21 protein-coding genes are annotated in these 17537 nt (G+C 49.9%); 12 read left to right on the forward strand and 9 right to left on the reverse strand.

What is annotated here, in order from left to right:
* Positions 1 to 63 precede the first annotated feature (63 nt).
* The 6 genes from XMM383_RS04600 to XMM383_RS11775 all read left to right on the forward strand — a co-directional run bounded on the left by XMM383_RS04600 (position 64) and on the right by XMM383_RS11775 (position 2201).
* Entirely contained in the window at positions 64 to 447 is a 384-nt protein-coding gene (locus XMM383_RS04600) for a DUF423 domain-containing protein (RefSeq protein ID WP_173482620.1), read from the forward strand.
* Positions 444 to 1142 carry a tRNA (guanosine(46)-N7)-methyltransferase TrmB gene (gene trmB / locus XMM383_RS04605; RefSeq protein WP_173481891.1) on the forward strand — a complete coding sequence of 233 codons (699 nt, stop codon included), beginning with the start codon at positions 444 to 446 and terminating at the stop codon, positions 1140 to 1142. Before XMM383_RS04600 ends, trmB begins: the two co-directional genes overlap by 4 nt.
* Position 1143: 1 nt before the next feature.
* Positions 1144 to 1359 carry a VF530 family DNA-binding protein gene (locus XMM383_RS04610; protein WP_173481892.1) on the forward strand — a complete coding sequence of 72 codons (216 nt, stop codon included), beginning with the start codon at positions 1144 to 1146 and terminating at the stop codon, positions 1357 to 1359.
* A gap of 16 nt (positions 1360 to 1375) precedes the next feature.
* The gene (locus tag XMM383_RS04615; RefSeq protein WP_173481893.1) at positions 1376 to 1624 is read left to right on the forward strand and encodes an RNA-binding protein; all 249 of its coding nucleotides are present in this window, start codon (positions 1376 to 1378) and stop codon (positions 1622 to 1624) included.
* A 38-nt stretch (positions 1625 to 1662) separates the two neighbouring features.
* On the forward strand, positions 1663 to 1950 hold the full coding sequence (locus XMM383_RS04620) for a hypothetical protein (RefSeq protein ID WP_173481894.1): 288 nt from the start codon (positions 1663 to 1665) through the stop codon (positions 1948 to 1950).
* A 65-nt stretch (positions 1951 to 2015) separates the two neighbouring features.
* The gene (locus tag XMM383_RS11775) at positions 2016 to 2201 is read left to right on the forward strand and encodes a CPXCG motif-containing cysteine-rich protein (protein WP_173481895.1); all 186 of its coding nucleotides are present in this window, start codon (positions 2016 to 2018) and stop codon (positions 2199 to 2201) included.
* A gap of 95 nt (positions 2202 to 2296) precedes the next feature.
* Here the strand turns inward: XMM383_RS11775 and XMM383_RS04630 are convergent, their stop codons facing one another.
* The 4 genes from XMM383_RS04630 to purT form a co-directional block, all read right to left on the reverse strand.
* A complete protein-coding gene (locus XMM383_RS04630) occupies positions 2297 to 2569 on the reverse strand; it encodes a hypothetical protein (protein WP_173481896.1) in 273 nt (90 codons plus the stop codon).
* The gene (locus XMM383_RS04635) at positions 2569 to 3501 is read right to left on the reverse strand and encodes an SPFH domain-containing protein (protein ID WP_173481897.1); all 933 of its coding nucleotides are present in this window, start codon (positions 3499 to 3501) and stop codon (positions 2569 to 2571) included. The genes XMM383_RS04630 and XMM383_RS04635 overlap by 1 nt, the downstream gene beginning before the upstream one ends.
* 191 nt (positions 3502 to 3692) lie before the next feature.
* Positions 3693 to 5495, reverse strand: coding sequence for an ABC transporter ATP-binding protein/permease (locus XMM383_RS04640; protein WP_254443077.1), 1803 nt, complete (start codon positions 5493 to 5495; stop codon positions 3693 to 3695).
* A gap of 13 nt (positions 5496 to 5508) precedes the next feature.
* On the reverse strand, positions 5509 to 6684 hold the full coding sequence (purT, locus tag XMM383_RS04645) for a formate-dependent phosphoribosylglycinamide formyltransferase (RefSeq protein ID WP_173494614.1): 1176 nt from the start codon (positions 6682 to 6684) through the stop codon (positions 5509 to 5511).
* A gap of 126 nt (positions 6685 to 6810) precedes the next feature.
* Here purT and XMM383_RS04650 point away from each other — a divergent pair, with 126 nt between their 5' ends.
* Positions 6811 to 7659 (forward strand): WYL domain-containing protein, encoded by an 849-nt coding sequence (locus tag XMM383_RS04650; RefSeq protein WP_173481899.1) that lies wholly within the window; start codon positions 6811 to 6813, stop codon positions 7657 to 7659.
* On the opposite strand, the gene XMM383_RS04655 is transcribed toward XMM383_RS04650, so the two are convergent.
* Together XMM383_RS04655 and XMM383_RS04660 are read right to left on the reverse strand one after the other, a co-directional pair.
* Positions 7656 to 8498 (reverse strand): fumarylacetoacetate hydrolase family protein, encoded by an 843-nt coding sequence (locus tag XMM383_RS04655; protein WP_173482617.1) that lies wholly within the window; start codon positions 8496 to 8498, stop codon positions 7656 to 7658. The two genes, XMM383_RS04650 and XMM383_RS04655, sit on opposite strands and share 4 nt — an antisense overlap.
* Before the next feature lie 150 nt (positions 8499 to 8648).
* The gene (locus tag XMM383_RS04660) at positions 8649 to 9044 is read right to left on the reverse strand and encodes a hypothetical protein (protein ID WP_173481900.1); all 396 of its coding nucleotides are present in this window, start codon (positions 9042 to 9044) and stop codon (positions 8649 to 8651) included.
* Positions 9045 to 9187: 143 nt separating this feature from the next.
* Here XMM383_RS04660 and XMM383_RS04665 point away from each other — a divergent pair, with 143 nt between their 5' ends.
* Positions 9188 to 9892, forward strand: coding sequence for a response regulator transcription factor (locus XMM383_RS04665; protein ID WP_173481901.1), 705 nt, complete (start codon positions 9188 to 9190; stop codon positions 9890 to 9892).
* Positions 9892 to 11148 carry a HAMP domain-containing sensor histidine kinase gene (locus XMM383_RS04670; protein WP_173481902.1) on the forward strand — a complete coding sequence of 419 codons (1257 nt, stop codon included), beginning with the start codon at positions 9892 to 9894 and terminating at the stop codon, positions 11146 to 11148. The genes XMM383_RS04665 and XMM383_RS04670 overlap by 1 nt, the downstream gene beginning before the upstream one ends.
* Before the next feature lie 32 nt (positions 11149 to 11180).
* On the opposite strand, the gene glnK (XMM383_RS04675) is transcribed toward XMM383_RS04670, so the two are convergent.
* The 3 genes from glnK (XMM383_RS04675) to glnK (XMM383_RS04685) all read right to left on the reverse strand — a co-directional run bounded on the left by glnK (XMM383_RS04675) (position 11181) and on the right by glnK (XMM383_RS04685) (position 13345).
* Positions 11181 to 11519, reverse strand: coding sequence for a P-II family nitrogen regulator (gene glnK, locus XMM383_RS04675; protein ID WP_173481903.1), 339 nt, complete (start codon positions 11517 to 11519; stop codon positions 11181 to 11183).
* Between the two features lie 201 nt (positions 11520 to 11720).
* A complete protein-coding gene (locus tag XMM383_RS04680; protein WP_173481904.1) occupies positions 11721 to 12971 on the reverse strand; it encodes an ammonium transporter in 1251 nt (416 codons plus the stop codon).
* A gap of 35 nt (positions 12972 to 13006) precedes the next feature.
* Positions 13007 to 13345: a P-II family nitrogen regulator gene (gene glnK, locus XMM383_RS04685; protein WP_173481905.1), complete on the reverse strand. Its 339-nt coding sequence runs from the start codon at positions 13343 to 13345 to the stop codon at positions 13007 to 13009.
* A gap of 293 nt (positions 13346 to 13638) precedes the next feature.
* Here glnK (XMM383_RS04685) and XMM383_RS04690 point away from each other — a divergent pair, with 293 nt between their 5' ends.
* The 3 genes from XMM383_RS04690 to rep all read left to right on the forward strand — a co-directional run bounded on the left by XMM383_RS04690 (position 13639) and on the right by rep (position 17511).
* Complete coding sequence (locus XMM383_RS04690; RefSeq protein WP_173481906.1) at positions 13639 to 13887, forward strand: accessory factor UbiK family protein; 249 nt, start codon at positions 13639 to 13641, stop codon at positions 13885 to 13887.
* Between the two features lie 39 nt (positions 13888 to 13926).
* Positions 13927 to 15420 carry a YifB family Mg chelatase-like AAA ATPase gene (locus tag XMM383_RS04695; RefSeq protein ID WP_173481907.1) on the forward strand — a complete coding sequence of 498 codons (1494 nt, stop codon included), beginning with the start codon at positions 13927 to 13929 and terminating at the stop codon, positions 15418 to 15420.
* 75 nt (positions 15421 to 15495) lie between these two features.
* Positions 15496 to 17511: a DNA helicase Rep gene (gene rep / locus XMM383_RS04700; RefSeq protein WP_173481908.1), complete on the forward strand. Its 2016-nt coding sequence runs from the start codon at positions 15496 to 15498 to the stop codon at positions 17509 to 17511.
* Positions 17512 to 17537: the final 26 nt, after the last annotated feature.

Raw genomic sequence — 17537 nt, forward strand, 5'->3', positions numbered from 1 at the left:
TGTTGTGAAAAAGCCGCATTAGCGGCTTTTTTTGTGTATGCTTGCGGCCCAAATGAGGTGATGATGCACGCGAAACGTTTTTTGATGATTGGTGCGCTTTTAGCGATGTTTTCGGTGATTTTTGGCGCTTTTGGTGCCCATTTACTGAAAAGCACCCTGTCAGCTGCTCGCTTTGAAACCTTCAGCACCGCTGTGGATTACCAGTTTTGGCAGGCTCTAGGTTTGATGGTGGTCGGTATTACCGGTTTTAAACTCAATAGTAAAAGCTGGCGCCTTGCTGGGTATTCGCTGTTGGCAGGGACGTTGATCTTCAGTGGCAGCCTCTATCTGCTAATCGCAACTGATACTGGTTGGTTAGGAGCGATCACCCCCATCGGTGGTATATTAATGATTATTGGCTGGGCACTGTTTGCCTGGTCGTTACGAACCTTACGGATAGAACAATGAGTGACACAGAACAGCAGCGCCCACACCGTACGATTAGAAGTTTTGTCGTACGCGCTGGACGCATGACAGAAGGGCAAGAGCGTGCAATGAAAGAGAACTGGCCTCTGTATGGGCTAGAACTTGAAGATGGCATGGTCGACTTTAAAACTCTGTTTGGCGATGATCGCCCCGTCACTCTAGAGATCGGTTTTGGTATGGGCGCGTCGCTGGTAGAGATGGCGAGCCGCTCACCTGAGAAGGGCTTTATTGGAATCGAAGTGCATCCTCCCGGTGTTGGTCGTTTGTTAGCTGATGCACGTGCCGAAGGGGTCGACAATATTCGCGTCTATTGTGAAGATGCGATCGAGGTACTGGCACAGTGCATACCGGATGGCTCTTTGGCGGGTGTGCAGCTCTTCTTCCCAGACCCTTGGCATAAGAAGAAGCACAATAAACGCCGCATTGTACAACCTGAATTTGCTCAAACCATTCGTCAAAAGCTGGCGATTGGCGGTGTCTTCCATATGGCGACTGACTGGGAGCCCTACTCAGAGCATATGATGGAAGTGATGAGTGCGGCAGAGGGCTATCAAAACCAGATGGGCGAAGGTCAGTTTTCGCCACAGCCAGACTTCCGCCCTGTGACTAAGTTCCAAAAACGGGGTGAAAAGCTAGGTCACGGTGTTTGGGATCTGATGTTCGAGCGCGTCAACTAAGATGGACAATCAACCGAATAATCCACTGCACGGCGTTAAGTTGGCTGATGTTGTCGAGCGTCTTGTGGATCATTACGGCTGGGATGAGTTGGGCGAGCGGATCGATATTAACTGCTTTCAGATCGATCCATCCGTTAAGTCATCCCTAAAATTTTTACGCAAACAGCAGTGGGCTCGCGATAAGGTAGAGCAGCTCTACATTGATACCTTCTGCTGAATAGAGAGAGTTAATTATGAAATTGTTAGTCCGTAATTTGGATCGTTCAACCACAGAAGCTGAGATTAAAGAGCTCTTTGAAGGTTACGGTAGCGTTCAGTACTGCACCTTGGTGATGGACGAGAAAACGGGCTCATCGAAGGGCTTTGGGTTTGTTGAAATGCCTAAGCCAGGTGAAGCGAAAGCGGCGGTTAAAAATCTAAACCACACACTGGTTGGCCGTAATATGATTCGTGTAAAAAAAGCGGAAGAGAGAGCGGACTGATCGCTCGAGTCACTTCTCAACTTAATTAAGGAGCCGATATGACAGCAATACTCCTCTCAATACTCTCTTCGTTAATTGGTGTGTGGGTGTTGGTATGGTTAATTGGTAATCTGCTGTTTAAGAAAAAGAGCTCGCCGCAAAAAGAGCTCTTCTCGCTACCATTAGCTTGGATGGTGGCCTCAATTGCTGGGGGTTACGCCATTGCTAACGGCGGTCCGCCACGCTTTGATGTGTCCCTGCTTCAGTACGGTATTGGCGCCTTTCTGCTGCTGATCTACTACGTCTCTGCCAGCTTTGCGAAAAAGCGCAGTAAAGATTCCGAGTAGTCATTGGGTGATCCAACGGGTTAAAGCTCACTTATAGAAGTTAACTCTTTAAGCTGAGATCGCCCATGCTGCCCAGTCAAAATGTACAGTGTCCCTATTGTTGGGAGATGATCGAGATTGTCTACGAGCCCGATGAGGCTGAGATGTTTGTCTGTGATTGTACGGTCTGTTGCCACCCCATCCACTTTTCTGTCTCAGTGGATGGGTATGGCGATTATTACATTACACCGCACTCAGAAGATGATTTCTGATCAGTCTTATTCGCGGCCTTTGTAAGACCGCTCCAACAGTGCGCCGACAGAGCTCCAACACTGGGTTGGAGCCTTATCGAGGATGAGGCGATAGATCAGTACTGGTTGATATCCTGATCACTCTTTTTATTGAACAGTGCGCGCAGAGCAATCAGCGTGATCACTGAGATAATACCGACGATCAGTAGCTCATCGATTACGCCAGAATCCAATAGGGTCGGGATCAGATTCAACTTAATCAATAGGCCCGTTAGGATTGACCCGATACCGAAGCTGATAGAGATGTAAGCGAGGTTCAACACCATCTCAATGATGATGAGCCCCAATCCAAGAATCAGCCAGCCGTTTCCGTTTGTAAAAAAATCCATCATTTACTCTTTAATCCGTCGCCAACGGTCTGTGCTAATAGCTCTAATGAGCCAATTGCTTTAGTGATGTCTGTCGGCATGATCACTGTTTTGCTGTTATCAGCTGCTGCAACCTCAGACAGTGCTGCAACCTGTTTCTGTAGAATATCGAAGTTGATCGCCGATTGCCCGCCGTTATTAATAGCATCGGCTATCATGCGCGTCTGCTCGGCGGTCGCTTCGGCTTTCACTTTTATCGCATAGGCATCTGCATCGGCCGCGACTCTTACCGCTTCAGCTTGCTTTTGTGCTTCGTAGAGTTGTGCCTCTGCATTCAGCTCCACAGAGCGTTTTTGGCCTTCTGCCTGCGCAACCTGTGCCCGACGCTGACGTTCTGCATTGAGTTGCTGACGTTGCGCCTCTTTGGTCTGCTCATCCACTTGAACATCGGTGATCTCAGTACGAGTAATCTCAATTCCCCAGACTTCAGCTGCTTTTTGCAGATTGGTCAGGATCTCTTCGTTCATCTGAGCGCGTGATGATTGCAGCTCATCAAGGTCCAGCTTGCCCGCTGCAGAGCGAACAATCGACTCGGCTGTCGTCTGAATGGCTTGATCGATGTTCTGAATACGGTAGACCGAGCGGGCCGCATCGGTAATACGGTAGAAGTTGGTCGCCTCTAGGATCACTTCAACGTTATCTTTGGTAATGACGCTGATCTCAAAGGCCGGTAGCTGGCGTTCAAGTATAGAGATGCGGTGACGCACTTGGTCGATCATAGGGACAATAAAGTTGATCCCTGCGTTCAGGGTTTTGGAGAACTTACCAAAACGTTCAACGACAAATACCTGTGACTGTGGAACAACCTTAACGGCAGACCAGGCGAGTACGAGGAAGAAGATTGCAAAAGCTAAGGTGACGATCATGCCGCCACTAAGGAATTCACCGTTCATTGATCACTCCAAATTGATACTGTTTTACTTAGCATAGTACATAGATTCAGATTAATCTTTGATGGAAAGCTTTAAGATTCGTTTTGGTGCCTGAGTGCATTTATCGCGGCCTTTTTAAGACCGCTCCAACAGAGCGCCAATAGTTCTCCAGCACTGGATTGGAGCCTTATCGAAGATGAGGCGATTGCTCTCTATTGTTGCTGTAGAGACCACATACCAGCATAAACGCCCTGTTGGGCAAGGAGTTCTGTGTGAGTACCCTGTTCCACCACTTCGCCTTTGCGCATCACTAGGATGTTATCGGCATCGATAATCGTCGACAGACGGTGCGCGATCACCAAACTCGTATGGTTTTTCGAGAGTGATGTAAAGGCGTTAAGGATCGCCTGCTCATTGTCGCTATCCAACGCTGAGGTCGCTTCATCAAAGAGCAAAATGGGTGGGCGTTTCAGAATCACGCGGGCAATCGCAATGCGTTGTTTTTCACCGCCAGAGACTTTTAGGCCACGTTCGCCAACCAGGGTATCCACCCCCTCAGGGAGTGCCGCAATGAAGTCGTTTAGGTTGGCCAGCTCAATCGCTTTGAGAACCTCTTCTCTGCTTGAACCTGGGCGTCCATAAGCCACGTTGTTGTAGATCGTATCGTTAAACAGGACGGTATCCTGCGGAACCACGCCAATCGCTTGTCGTAATGAGTGCTGAGTCACTTGGTCGATCGGCTGGCCATCTATGCTGATCTGCCCCGACTGAACATCATAAAATCGAAACAGCAGTCGCGCTAAGGTCGATTTGCCCGATCCACTTGGCCCGACGATGGCGACCTTTTTACCCGCTTCTACTTTGAAGCTGACACTTTTCAAAATTTGACGGTCGGGGTGGTAAGCAAAGTTGACGGAGTCAAAGCAAATGGCGCCCCCTTGAGTTATCAAGTCGGTTGCATCGGGGCGGTCGACAATCTTAGGCTGCTTCTTCAACAACCCAAACATATTCTCAATGTCTGTCAGGGCTTTGCGCACTTCACGGTAGACCATGCCAAGGAAATTAAGCGGCATGAATAGCTGTAAGATGTAGGCATTAATCATGACTAACGAACCCAGGGTCATGGCTCCGCTTGCAACATCCTCTGCGGCCAGCCAGAGCATTAAGATGATCCCTAGCGAGATGATGAATGCCTGACCGCTGTTGAGGATCATCAACGTCATGCGCGTTTTTAAACGAGCCGTTTCCCAGCTGGCTAGGTTTTTATCGTACTGGCTGGCCTCATACTCCTCATTGCCAAAGTATTTTACGGTCTCATAGTTGAGCAGGCTATCAATGGCTCGAGTATTGGCTTGAGAGTCGAGTTGATTGGTTTCTCGCACGTAGCGGTTGCGCCATTCGGTAGTGAGTATGGTGAAGTAGATGTAGATACCAACGCAGACCACAACCACCAATGCGTACCAGACACTGATGTTGAACAGCAAAATGGCAGCAACGAGGCTGATCTCAATCAGCGTTGGTACGATGTTAAAGACCATCATCCTCATCAAAAAGCTGAAGCCATTACTGCCACGGTCAATGTCGCGAGAGATACCACCGGTCTGCCGAGAGAGATGGAAATCGAGTTCTAATGAGTGGAGGTGGCGAAAGACTTTGAGCACCATCCGGCGCATCGCTCTCTCTGTGACTCGGCTAAACACCGCATCGCGAGCTTCTGCAAAGAAGACCGAGCCAAAGCGGAGCATCCCATAGGCTACGACCATCGCAATGGGCACTGTAATCAATGGATTCAGAGAGGCATCTAGACCATCAACGATCTGCTTCAAAGCCAGTGGCATAGCAACCACTGCAAGCTTGGCGGAGATCAACAACAGAAACGCGACCGCCATGCGACGGCGATACTCCCATAAGTATGGCCAGATCATTTTAATGACCGACCAAGCCTCGCTCATGCCAACAGTGTTGCTGCTATTGGAGTCGCTCTTGTAGTGCCGGCCGCCGCCGTGTCGTGACATATTGAGTCTCTGATCAGTAGTTGATACTAACTTTGCCGGCAGCGGTTACCGCCTTCTCGATGGCCGCTTCAACGCTGTCAGCCTGACAAAGCGCCACAGCTAGGCGGCGACTTCCAGCGATTTCGGGTTTTCCGAATAGACGCAGTTGCGTGTCGTTATCACTCAGCGCTTCCCTAACCCCATCAAATTGAATGTCTGTAGAGTGTCCATCACCCAAGATGACCGCTGATGCAGAAGCACCAAGCTGGCGAATGTTACCGATAGGGAAGCCGAGAATGGCACGGGCATGCAGCGCAAATTCAGAGAGATTCTGGGAAATCAGTGTGACCAATCCCGTATCGTGTGGTCGGGGTGACACTTCGCTGAAGTAGACCTCATCGCCTTTGATAAACAGCTCGACACCGTAAATGCCAAAACCCGCTAAGTTCTCGACCACTTTGCGAGCGGTCTCTTGTGAGCGTTGTAGTGCAAGATCTGACATCGCTTGTGGTTGCCAAGATTCACGGTAGTCACCCCCTTCCTGACGGTGGCCAATCGGTGCACAGAAGTGGATGCCATCAACGGCGTTGACCGTCAGCAGTGTGATCTCGTAATCAAAATCGACAAACCCTTCAACGATGACACGGCCTTTCCCGGCACGGCCACCCTCTTGAGCATATTGCCAGGCCGGTGCCACATCCGCTTCAGAACGAACCAACGACTGCCCTTTGCCGGATGAGCTCATGATCGGTTTCACGACACAGGGAATACCAATCTCTTTGATAGCCTCTTGATAGTCAGCCTCAGTATCTGCGAAGCGATAAGCTGAAGTCGGTACTCCTAGTGTTTCAGCCGCTAGGCGACGAATACCTTCACGATCCATTGTCAGACGCGCGGCCCGTGCGGTAGGGACTACCTTGAATCCTTCGCTTTCAAGCTCAAGCAGTGTCTCGGTTGCTAAGGCTTCAATCTCGGGCACGATATAGTCCGGTTTTTCGCTCTCAACAACGGCACGCAGTGCACCACCATCCAGCATGTTGATGACGTGGCTTCGGTGAGCGACATGCATAGCAGGCGCATTTGCGTATCGATCTACGGCAATCACCTCTAAACCCAAGCGCTGAAGTTCGATGACAACCTCTTTACCGAGTTCACCAGAACCCAACATCATGACGCGTGTTGCGCTGTTACAAAGAGCGGTACCTAACATTTTTGACTCCTAAAATTTTTACTCCATATTACCATGCTAACAGGAGATCTGAGAGGGTATTAGAATATCCCCAACTTTGATTCTGAATGCGCTAGACTTTACCTAAAATGGGATGGAATAGATAAAATGGCAGTCACAATTAACGAGACATCTTGGCCGCAGCTGCAGCGCTTAAGGTTTATTGAGCGTCAGCTGTTGTGGGAGCGTGAAGTCACCGCGCCTATGTTGGTTGGGGCCTTTGGTATTGCTCGTCCAGAGGCGCAAGAGGCGATTAATACCTACTGTGAGTTCGCGCCTGAAAATGTTCGCTCCTATTCGCCATCTGATCGCAGTTACAAACCCACTCAGGGGTTTAAGCCTAAGCTGATTCCAGATTCGGCTGACTCGTTGATCACCATCTCCCGCCTATCGACTCCGGCGAACCCCGACTTCTTCTCTGTACCCGTATTGAATCGATCGACTGCGCCCGGCGCGTTAGCCACTATTTTGGCAGGCATTGAGAATCGAAGCCGTATAGAGGCGGTCTATGTTTCGATGCAGAATCCAGAGGGTTCACTTCGATCGATTACACCCTGTGCCATCATCAGTGCCAGCAATCGATTGCATGTACGTGCCTATTGTTGGGAGCGACAAGCTTATCGTGACTTTGTGTTAAGTCGCTTCCGCGGTGCTCTGACTCTTAAAGAGGGTGGAGATGAGCTGCCGGTCGACAATGCGTGGAATGAATCACTCTCTGTTCGACTGGTCGTTAATGACGCGCTTACAGCGGCACAACAACGACTGGTCATCGATGATTTTGACCTGGAGCAGCTTGAAGCGTTTGAGATTCGTAAAGCGCTGATCGGTTACTTTTTGCAGGCGAATCTACTACCCACCAGTGAGTCAGAGCTTAATGAGGCCAAAACTCACCCTGAGCGCTTCCCCGTGTTAGCGGTTAGTAACTCAGGTGAGTCGGTCATTAGTTACGCGTTTTAAGCATCGATGCAGAGCTGGTGCTGCTCACCGAGCCCTTCGATGCCAATTCGCACCCTATCACCAGCCATAAGATACTTTTGGGGTGATTGACCCATACCGACACCAGGGGGAGTCCCCGTCATAATGACGTCGCCAGCTTCTAAGGTCATAAATTGGCTCAAATAGGCGACGATCGTTTTGACATCAAACACCATCGTATTGGTATTTCCGTCTTGGAAACGCTCACCGTTAATCTCTGTAAACATCCTTAGATTTTGCGGATCAACGATTTCATCTTTGGTCACTAAGTAGGGCCCGATAGGAGCAAAGCTGTCATGGGATTTCCCTTTGTCCCAGCTGCCTAAACGCTCAAGTTGAAAAGCTCGTTCGGATAGGTCGTTGGCAAGACAAAAGCCAGCAATATGATCCATCGATTGATCTTCTGAAATGTATTTTGTTTTTTTGCCAATGACGATGGCCAGCTCGACTTCCCAGTCTGTTTTATCGGCACCACGTGGAATTTGTATAGGGTCATTTGGGCCTGAAATCGCGCTGGTGGCTTTCATAAAGAGAACGGGTTCTGAGGGAAGCTCCATGCCCGCTTCTGCGGCATGATCTGAGTAGTTCAAGCCGATACAGACTATTTTGCCAACCTCACCAATACAGGGGCCGACTCTTTCTGATGAATCGATAATGGGAAGTGAATCGAGATCTACCGCTCTTAATCTCTCGAGCGCTTGATTCGATAATAGATCGCCGTTGATATCTGGAACAACAGAAGAGAGGTCTCGAATCTGTTGATCTTTATCCAGAATGGCAGGTCTCTCTTGCCCTATGGCGCCGACTCGTAACAATTTCATTAGGAGCTCCTTATAGTTTAGGCCTAATTAACTATGCGGACCTAGTCAGGTCAAGAGAAACTAAAAAGGGAGCCGAAGCTCCCCACACTGCAAAAGGTTCTAACCTATTGTTGGTTTCAAAAACTCATTCAGAGCCTGCAGTGGTGTCTCTTAGTGTTTGCCGCCTTTACCACCTTTGCCGTGGCCGTCTTTACCAGAGTGCATGTTTTCGAACTTAGCGATTTGATCTTCTGTCAGCAGCGATTTTATATCTTTGTGCATCTGGTCACGCATGCCATCACGCGCATTGGCTTTCATGTTTTCACGCTGCTCTGCCGTTAGGGTCGCTTGCATCTGTTCACGATCCGCATCACGTTTTGTGAACATAGCTAAAAGCTGTGATTGTTGGTCGGCTGATAGATCCAGACGCTGAGTCAGTTTCTCAACACGATCTTCAGCGCTTTTTGGGCCACCTTTACCCCCTTTTTCATGTGCGTATACCGCGCCTGATAGTGCACCGATTGTTAGTGTTACAGCAGTAATTGAAGCGATGATTGTCTTTTTCATGTGAACTCTCCGTTCGTTGTTCGTTTCGATGTATCCATTATTGATGATGGCAATGCTAAGTTGGGTTGCGAGTTCGTAAAGTTGCGTAAAGTTTTGGGAGTTTGACGCAGCCAAGCGTAAACTGGGCCCAAATAGGAGTGAATATGAGCACACAAATACTGTTAGTTGATGACGATCTTGATCTGACGGACATGCTGGGTGAATACCTTGAGAATGAGGGGTTCTCAGTGACTCAAGCAGGGTCAGCAGAGCAGGCTATCGAGTTGTTTGATGCTGGCAATCAGTTTGATCTCTGTGTGTTCGATATCATGATGCCTGGCCTATCTGGACTTGAGTTGCTGCAGCAGGTTCGTCCTAAGGTCTCTACACCTGTCATCATGTTGACCGGTAAAGGGGATGATATTGATCGCATCCTGGGACTAGAGATGGGGGCTGATGACTACCTGTCTAAACCGGCCAACCCGCGCGAGCTGCTGGCGCGTATTCGTGCCGTGTTACGCAGGTCTGTTCCCGTTAAAGAGGAGACTAACAAACAGACGCTTTCGGTTGGGGCAGTGAATCTTACCCCAGCTCGTCGAGTGGCTTGTGTTGATGAGATAGAGTTACAGCTAACCGCAGCTGAATTTAATGTGCTGGCTTTGTTGATGGAGCGTGCTGGGCAGGTCGCGTCAAAAGAGTGGCTGACCGAACAGGTACTGCACCGCAAATTAACGGCTTACGATCGATCGATCGATGTCCACGTCAGCCGTGTTAGACAGAAGCTTGAGCAGGCAAAGCCTGGCTTAGCCGAGATGATTAAAACAGTCCGTGGTGAAGGCTACCAGATGGTCGTTGGGGTGGAGGGTTAATGCGCTGGTATCAACATCTATTCTGGCGCATCTTCGGCGCCGTCTGGCTGGTCAGCACGCTTGGTATTCTTATCAGCTTGACCCTGTTCATCTCTGTCACTGATACTCCCGATCGCACCGAGAGCCAAAAGCAGAAAGCGACCATCATCGCAGAGCAGTTAATCTCCGATTATCAGTATGGGATGCAACGTAAAGAGCAGCGCCGACGTCTACCGCTTTGGATCTATGAGAAGCGATCCAATCAACTGATCTACTCGTCAGGTAGACGGTCACAACCCAAGGATGCAATGGTGACAGAGATCATCGCTGCTGATGGCACCCCATACCTCGTCTACTTCCCACCCGAACGAAATGAAGAGCTGTTTGAACGGATGTGGGGGTTCTTACTCTCCTTCCAAGTTTTGTGGGTCATTGCGGTCTCCTTTGGCAGCAGCCTTCTGGTCACGTGGTTAGTCGTCAGACCGATTAACGACTTGAAGGGGTTTGTTCGCCGCCTTCATCAACAGGGTAATTTAAGCAGTCGAGCCGAGGGTAAGCTCGTCAAACGAGGCGATGAGCTGGGCCAGCTGGCACGTGAGTTTAACCAGATGGTTGATTACGTTGAGCAGACGCTCGATAGCCAACGGCATCTTCTGCAGGATGTCTCTCATGAGCTACGAGCACCTTTAGCCCGTCTTCAGGCGGCAGCAGGTTTGGCAGAGCAGAAGTGGGGTGAGGATGATCGTACCCTGCAACGCATTAATAAAGAGTGCGTTAAATTAGACGGTTTAATCTCTGAAATACTCACACTGGCCCGAGCTCGAGATGCCGAAGCGACTGCACCAATTTTGGATCTGGCACTGCTGTGTCGGGATCTGGTGCAGGACGCCCGTGTCAGCGGCCCACAGCATCAATTCGACCTATCACTTGATGTCACTGATGGAGCAACCATTCGGAGTGAACCACTGAGTCGAGTCGTCAGCAATCTGTTGAATAACGCCATCAATCACACGCCACAGGGTACGTTGATTAAGGTATCTGTCGCTACTGATAACGGCAGGCTAACGATTCGAGTGGTTGATAATGGACCCGGATTACCAGAATCGATTCTAGATTCGATTGGGCAGCCATTTAGACGTGGGGCCAACTCAGGCGGTTACGGTTTGGGTTTGAGTATCGTGACTCGAGCGACTGAACGCGTCGGTGGGGAGGTTCAGTTCCAAAACCTCGCGCCAACGGGGCTTCAAGTAGATATAAAAATGCCGCTAGCGAACTGATCGGTAGCGGCATTTTTGAAATGGATCGAAGCTTAAAGCGCTTCTGAACCCGTCTCGCCAGTACGAATACGTACCACTTGCTCAACTGGCATAACGAAGATTTTACCATCACCGATCTTGCCAGTATTGGCCGTAGAGCTGATCGCTTCAATGACTTGATCTAGCATGTCGTCGTCGATCGCGACTTCAATTTTTACCTTAGGAAGGAAGTCCACTACGTACTCGGCACCACGGTAAAGTTCTGTGTGACCTTTCTGACGACCGAAGCCTTTAACTTCAGTCACTGTAACACCTTGGATACCAATGTCAGACAGCGCTTCGCGCACATCATCCAGTTTGAACGGTTTGATAACTGCCGATACCAGTTTCATAGTTTCTCCTTGTTGAACTGGGCAGGCAAAACTGTCCCAATTCGCTGTAAATTTTCATCCATTATGTACATGGATGGTTTAACCTTCAAGTTTCCTGATCAACCTGTTTGTCCAGAAACGAAAAAAACCCTACCTGGGGGTAGGGCTGAGAAGAGGGGTGTATCGCTACACCCCGGGTTTCAACAGAAACTGAGTTTCCTATTACTTACGTGAAGTGACGAACTCTGGGTAGGCTTCCATACCACATTCAGAGATATCGACACCTTCGTACTCTTCCTCTTCAGTCACTCGGATGCCCATCACAGCTTTGATGATGCCCCAAACCACTAGGCTGACAACGAATACCCATACGAAGATTGTTAGGGCGCCGATGATCTGGCCAGAGAAAGTAGAACCGTCGTTAGTTACTGGTACCAGTAGTAGACCAAGAAGACCTACAACACCGTGTACAGAGATCGCACCGACAGGATCGTCAATTTTTAGTTTATCCAGCGTTAGGATAGAGAAGACAACCAGAACACCACCGATCGCACCGAAGATGTGAGCTTGTAGTGCAGAAGGGGTTGAAGGCTCTGCTGTGATCGCTACTAGACCTGCTAGTGCACCGTTAAGTGCCATTGTAAGGTCCGCTTTGCCGAACAGTAGACGCGCTGTGATTAGTGCTGCTACTACACCGCCAGCCGCAGCTGCGTTAGTGTTCATGAAGACAACGGCAACTGCGTTTGAGTTCTCAACGTCAGACGTTGCTAGAACCGAACCACCGTTGAAGCCGAACCAACCCATCCAAAGGATGAATGTGCCCAGTGTTGCCATTGGTAGGTTAGCACCAGGGATCGCATTGATCTCACCGTTCTTACCGTATTTGCCTTTACGTGCGCCAAGCATTAGGACACCTGCTAGTGCTGCTGCAGCACCTGCCATGTGGACGATACCTGAACCCGCGAAGTCAGAGAAACCAAGATCACCTAGAGTGTACATGCCGAATACAGCGTTGCCGCCCCAAGTCCAAGAACCTTCCATTGGGTAGATGAAGCCTGTCATCACAACCGCGAACGCTAGGAACGCCCATAGTTTCATACGTTCAGCCACTGCACCCGATACGATAGACATTGCTGTTGCAACGAATACCACCTGGAAGAAGAAGTCAGCTGATGGCGCGTAGGTCCACTCATCGGCAACACCGTCACCCGTGATGCTAGATAGGAAGTAGTCACCGCCGTACATGATCGCGTAACCGCAAACGAAGTACATGATGCAAGAGATCGCGAATAGCGCGATGTTCTTAGTTAGAATTTCAGTGGTGTTCTTAGAACGAACAAGACCTGCTTCTAGCATTGAGAAGCCTGCCGCCATCCACATAACCAGCGCACCACACACCAAGAAGTAGAAGGTATCGAGTGCGTACTTCAGCTGGGTAACATCACCAGCTGTTGTATTCAAAAGTTCTTCCATTGTTATGCCCTCCAATAAGGCCAAAAATCAAAACGTTATAGAGCTTCGTCGCCGGTCTCACCGGTACGGATGCGAACCACTTGTTCAAGCGCTGAAACAAAAATCTTACCGTCGCCAATTTTGCCGGTTTGCGCAGCATTGGTGATCGCTTCGATAACCTGATCTACGATCTCATCAGAGACAGCAGCGTCTAGGCGAACTTTAGGTAGGAAGTCCACAACATACTCTGCACCACGGTAGAGTTCGGTGTGGCCTTTTTGACGGCCAAAGCCTTTAACTTCAGTCACGGTGATACCTTGTACACCGATCTCTGATAGCGCTTCGCGCACGTCGTCAAGCTTGAATGGCTTAATTACGGCTGACACTAGTTTCATCAGATTTCTCCTTAATGTGAAAAGGGAGGATTAATTTTTTCCTGTGAACTCTATTTGCGAAACTTGTGCCAACTTTTAAAAATAACTTATAAAACATTGACTTATAAATTTTTCATGGGTCTCTTTACCGTTTTATCAACCTTTATAGTGCACGCCAGTATGCACCACAAAAGTGCATGCACTACTTTGGTGCGCCATATTGAGGCTAAAATAGTCATCATAGACGCTTGTCTTAAAAGGGTTCTGGTATAGTGCATCTATTGAGACGCATATCGATGTTAAAGGGGGCTGAGATGCTTGATCCTAAGATGTTTGAAAACCTAAGTCAGACGATGACCCAATTCCTTCAGGGTAACTCATCACTTCCAGGTCAGGAGGCGATGCAGCAGCAAATTAAAACTGTACTTCAATCAAGTTTTGCTAAACTGGATTTAGTCACTCGGGAGGAGTTTGACGCTCAGGCCGCTGTACTTCAGCGAACTCGAGAAAAATTAGAGCAGTTGGAAGCGATGGTTGCTGAGTTGGAGTCAAAAGAGTCCTAAAGCAACGCTAGGCCAACTGCAGGACCCAAGGATGGCGTCATGGCATTGGCAACTCTTTATAGCCGAGCTCAGCTCGGTATCGAGGCACCTCGCGTTCGCGTTGAAGTGCACCTTTCAGGAGGCTTACCCTCCTTTGCAATTGTGGGTATGGCAGAGACCGCGGTGCGTGAAAGCCGCGAGCGTGTGCGCAGTGCACTGTTAAACGCCGGCTTTGAATACCCGCAACGACGAATCACCGTTAACTTATCACCGGCCGATCTCCCCAAAGAGGGCGGACGCTATGACCTAGCCATTGCGCTTGGCATTCTGTTGGCATCCAATCAGCTTAAAACAACTCACCTGCAGCAGGCAGAGCTCTACTCAGAATTGGGCTTGGACGGCAAACTGCACCCTATTAGAGGCCTATTTCCGGCCGCCTATGCCTGTGCTGAAGCGGATTCACTGATTGTTATTGCCCCCGATAATAGCCAAGAAGCCTCTCTCGCGGGTGCTAAGCAACAACTTTCAGCTAAGACGCTGTACGATCTATGTCAGGCGTTGAGTGCTGAAAAGCTACCTGAAATAGACCCTCAACCCCCAGTTCATTATCCGCCGAGTTACCCCGTAGATCTTTCAGAAGTTCGGGGACAACCGATGGCCCGTCGTGCCTTGGAAGTGGCCGCCAGTGGAATGCATAACCTGCTTTTGAGCGGTCCTCCGGGCAGTGGTAAAAGTATGTTGGCCCAAGCACTGCCATCGATCCTACCGCCACTTTCGCAATCCAGTTGTATCGAAACGGCCAGTATCTATTCGGTCTCGGGTTTGCCGGTCGAGCGATTGTTTCGGGGTGAACGACCCTACAGAGCACCGCACCACAGTGCATCATCACGGGCGATGGTGGGGGGTGGATCTTCCCCTAGGCCGGGTGAGATCTCACTGGCGCATCAAGGGGTTCTATTTCTGGATGAGCTGCCAGAATTTCCCCGTTCTGTTCTGGAAGTTCTGCGAGAGCCGCTTGAAACCGGTGAGGTCAGTATTTCTAGAGTGGCGGGCACGCTGACCTACCCTGCGCGTTTCTCTTTGATGGCGGCGATGAATCCTTGCCCCTGCGGTTACTACGCTGATGGGACTGAGCGATGTCAGTGTTCTCAGGCTCTAATCGATCGATATCAGGGTCGAGTCTCTGGCCCATTGTTGGATCGATTTGATATGCGTCTGGCTTTGAGTGCGGTGCCCACAGAGGAGCTATTACTGGGCGAATCGCATGAGGAGTGCTCTGACGCAGTTCGTAAGCGAGTTAGTCAGTGTCAGCAGCGACAGTATGATCGGCAGGGCAAGCTCAACTCTGAGCTAACAGGCAGTGAAGTCCAAAAAGAGCTGAATGCTTCAGAGTCATTATCAAAAGAGTTTATGGTGATAGCGACACGCTTACAGCTCTCCGCTAGGGCTTGCCATAGAGCACTTCGCGTGGCTCGCACACTGGCGGATATGAATGCAGATCAGGCGATCGAAAACAGCCACATTATGGAGGCGCTCAGCTATCGACAGCTTTAACTGATGAGCAGATCTTGGGCTTGCTGATGTCAGGGTGTACACTGTGCGCCCTAATATCGAGTCTGCTCATCAAACATGTCACGCCTTAACCCCCGTCAGAAAGAAGCCGTCGAATACATCAGTGGTCCACTGCTGGTATTGGCTGGCGCTGGCTCAGGTAAAACCAGTGTCATCACGCGAAAAATCGCTTATCTCATTGAAGAGTGCGGCATTGAGGCGCGCCACATTGCGGCGGTTACCTTTACCAACAAAGCCTCGCGTGAGATGAAAGAGCGAGTCATGTCGCTGGTGGAGGGTAAAGCGGCACGCGGTTTGATTGTCTCAACCTTCCACAATCTTGGTCTAACCATCTTGCGCCGTGAGCATAAAGCGCTCGGAATGAAGCCAGGCTTTTCGTTGTTTGATGACCAAGACAGTCGCATCTTAATTCGAGATCTTCTAGTCCATCACGATGAGGACACGGATAAGATCAATGTCGTTCAGAGCCAAATCTCCTCTTGGAAGAATGAGATGATCACGCCTCAACAGGCTCTGGAGACTGTCTCAGAGCCGATCGACATTCTCTGCGCCAGAGCCTATGAGGCATATGAGCGCCACCTTCGTGCCTATAACGCGGTCGATTTTGATGATCTTATTTTGGTGCCTGTGCGGCTGTTTGATCAAAAGCCAGAGGTGTTAGAGCGTTGGCAAAACCGCATTCGCTACTTGTTAGTCGATGAGTACCAAGACACCAACTTGTCACAGTACCGTCTAGTTCGACAGCTGGTGGGGCATCGTACAGGTTTAACCGTCGTAGGTGATGATGATCAGTCGATCTACGCATGGCGTGGTGCTCGTCCAGAGAATCTGGCCCAACTGCAGCACGACTTTCCAAGTTTAAAACTAGTAAAGCTAGAGCAGAACTATCGCTCTACAAGCCGCATACTCAAGGCGGCTAACACCTTGATTGCGAACAACCCCCACGTGTTTGATAAGACGCTGTGGAGCGAAATGGGCATGGGTGATCCGCTGCGTCTGATACACCTACCCAGTGAAGATGCGGAGTGTGAGCGCATCGCGACCGAGATTCTGGAACGACACCTGCGAGAGCGCGCACCCTTTAAAGATTTTGCTGTGCTCTATCGTGGCAATCACCAAGCCAGGTTGCTCGAGATTAAAATGCAGAACTTTAAGGTGCCTTATAAGCTCAGCGGCGGCACCTCGTTCTTTGCTCGCGCCGAGATCAAAGATTTGATGGCTTACTTCAAAGTGTTGATCAATCGCGACGACGATAACGCCTTCCTTCGTATCATCAACTTGCCGCGTCGAGAGATCGGACCTACCACACTGCAGCAGCTCGGGGAGTATGCAACCGAGCGACATATCAGCATGTTTGCAGCGGTCGATGAGTTGGGTATCGAGCAGGTTATGAAGCCCAACGCGCTGGCTCGGCTGCGTGCCTTTACTGAGATGATAGAGCGTTTGCACTCACTCTGTTTGGGGTCGGATCCCATTGGGGCGATTCGTGAACTGATCGCCGAAATTGGCTACGAAGAGTGGATTACCGCTAACGCCTCAAGCGATATTATCGCGGAAAAGCGTATTCAGAATGTCTGGTTCCTAGTCGACTCCCTTCGTGCCTCCTTGGAGCGTATCCAAGAAGATGATCCAGATGCGGGCATTGAAGAGGCGATTGCGCGACTTGTGCTGCTCGACTTGCTAGAACGCCAAGAGGAGGAGGATGACTCCGATCGTGTTCAGTTAATGACGCTACACGCCTCTAAGGGATTGGAGTTCCCCCATGTCTACCTAATGGGTATGGAAGAGGATCTGTTACCGCACCGAAATAGCATCGAGTCGGACACCATCGAAGAGGAACGTCGTCTCGCCTATGTGGGCATCACCCGAGCGCAGCGCACGTTAGCGATGACGTTAGCGAAGAAGCGTAAACAGTTTGGGGAGTGGCAGAGTTGTGAACCGAGTCGATTCCTAGACGAACTGCCCGATGAGGATATTGAGCGTGAAGGGCATGGCGAAGTCGATCCAGAACGAAACCGAGTCAGAGGCAAACAGACCTTGGCTGGATTAAAAAATCTATTGGATGATTTCTGATAGTACACACAAAAACAGCGCCCTCA

It is taken from the genome of Marinobacterium sp. xm-m-383 (assembly GCF_013283255.1).
Classification (GTDB): domain Bacteria; phylum Pseudomonadota; class Gammaproteobacteria; order Pseudomonadales; family Balneatricaceae; genus Marinobacterium_E.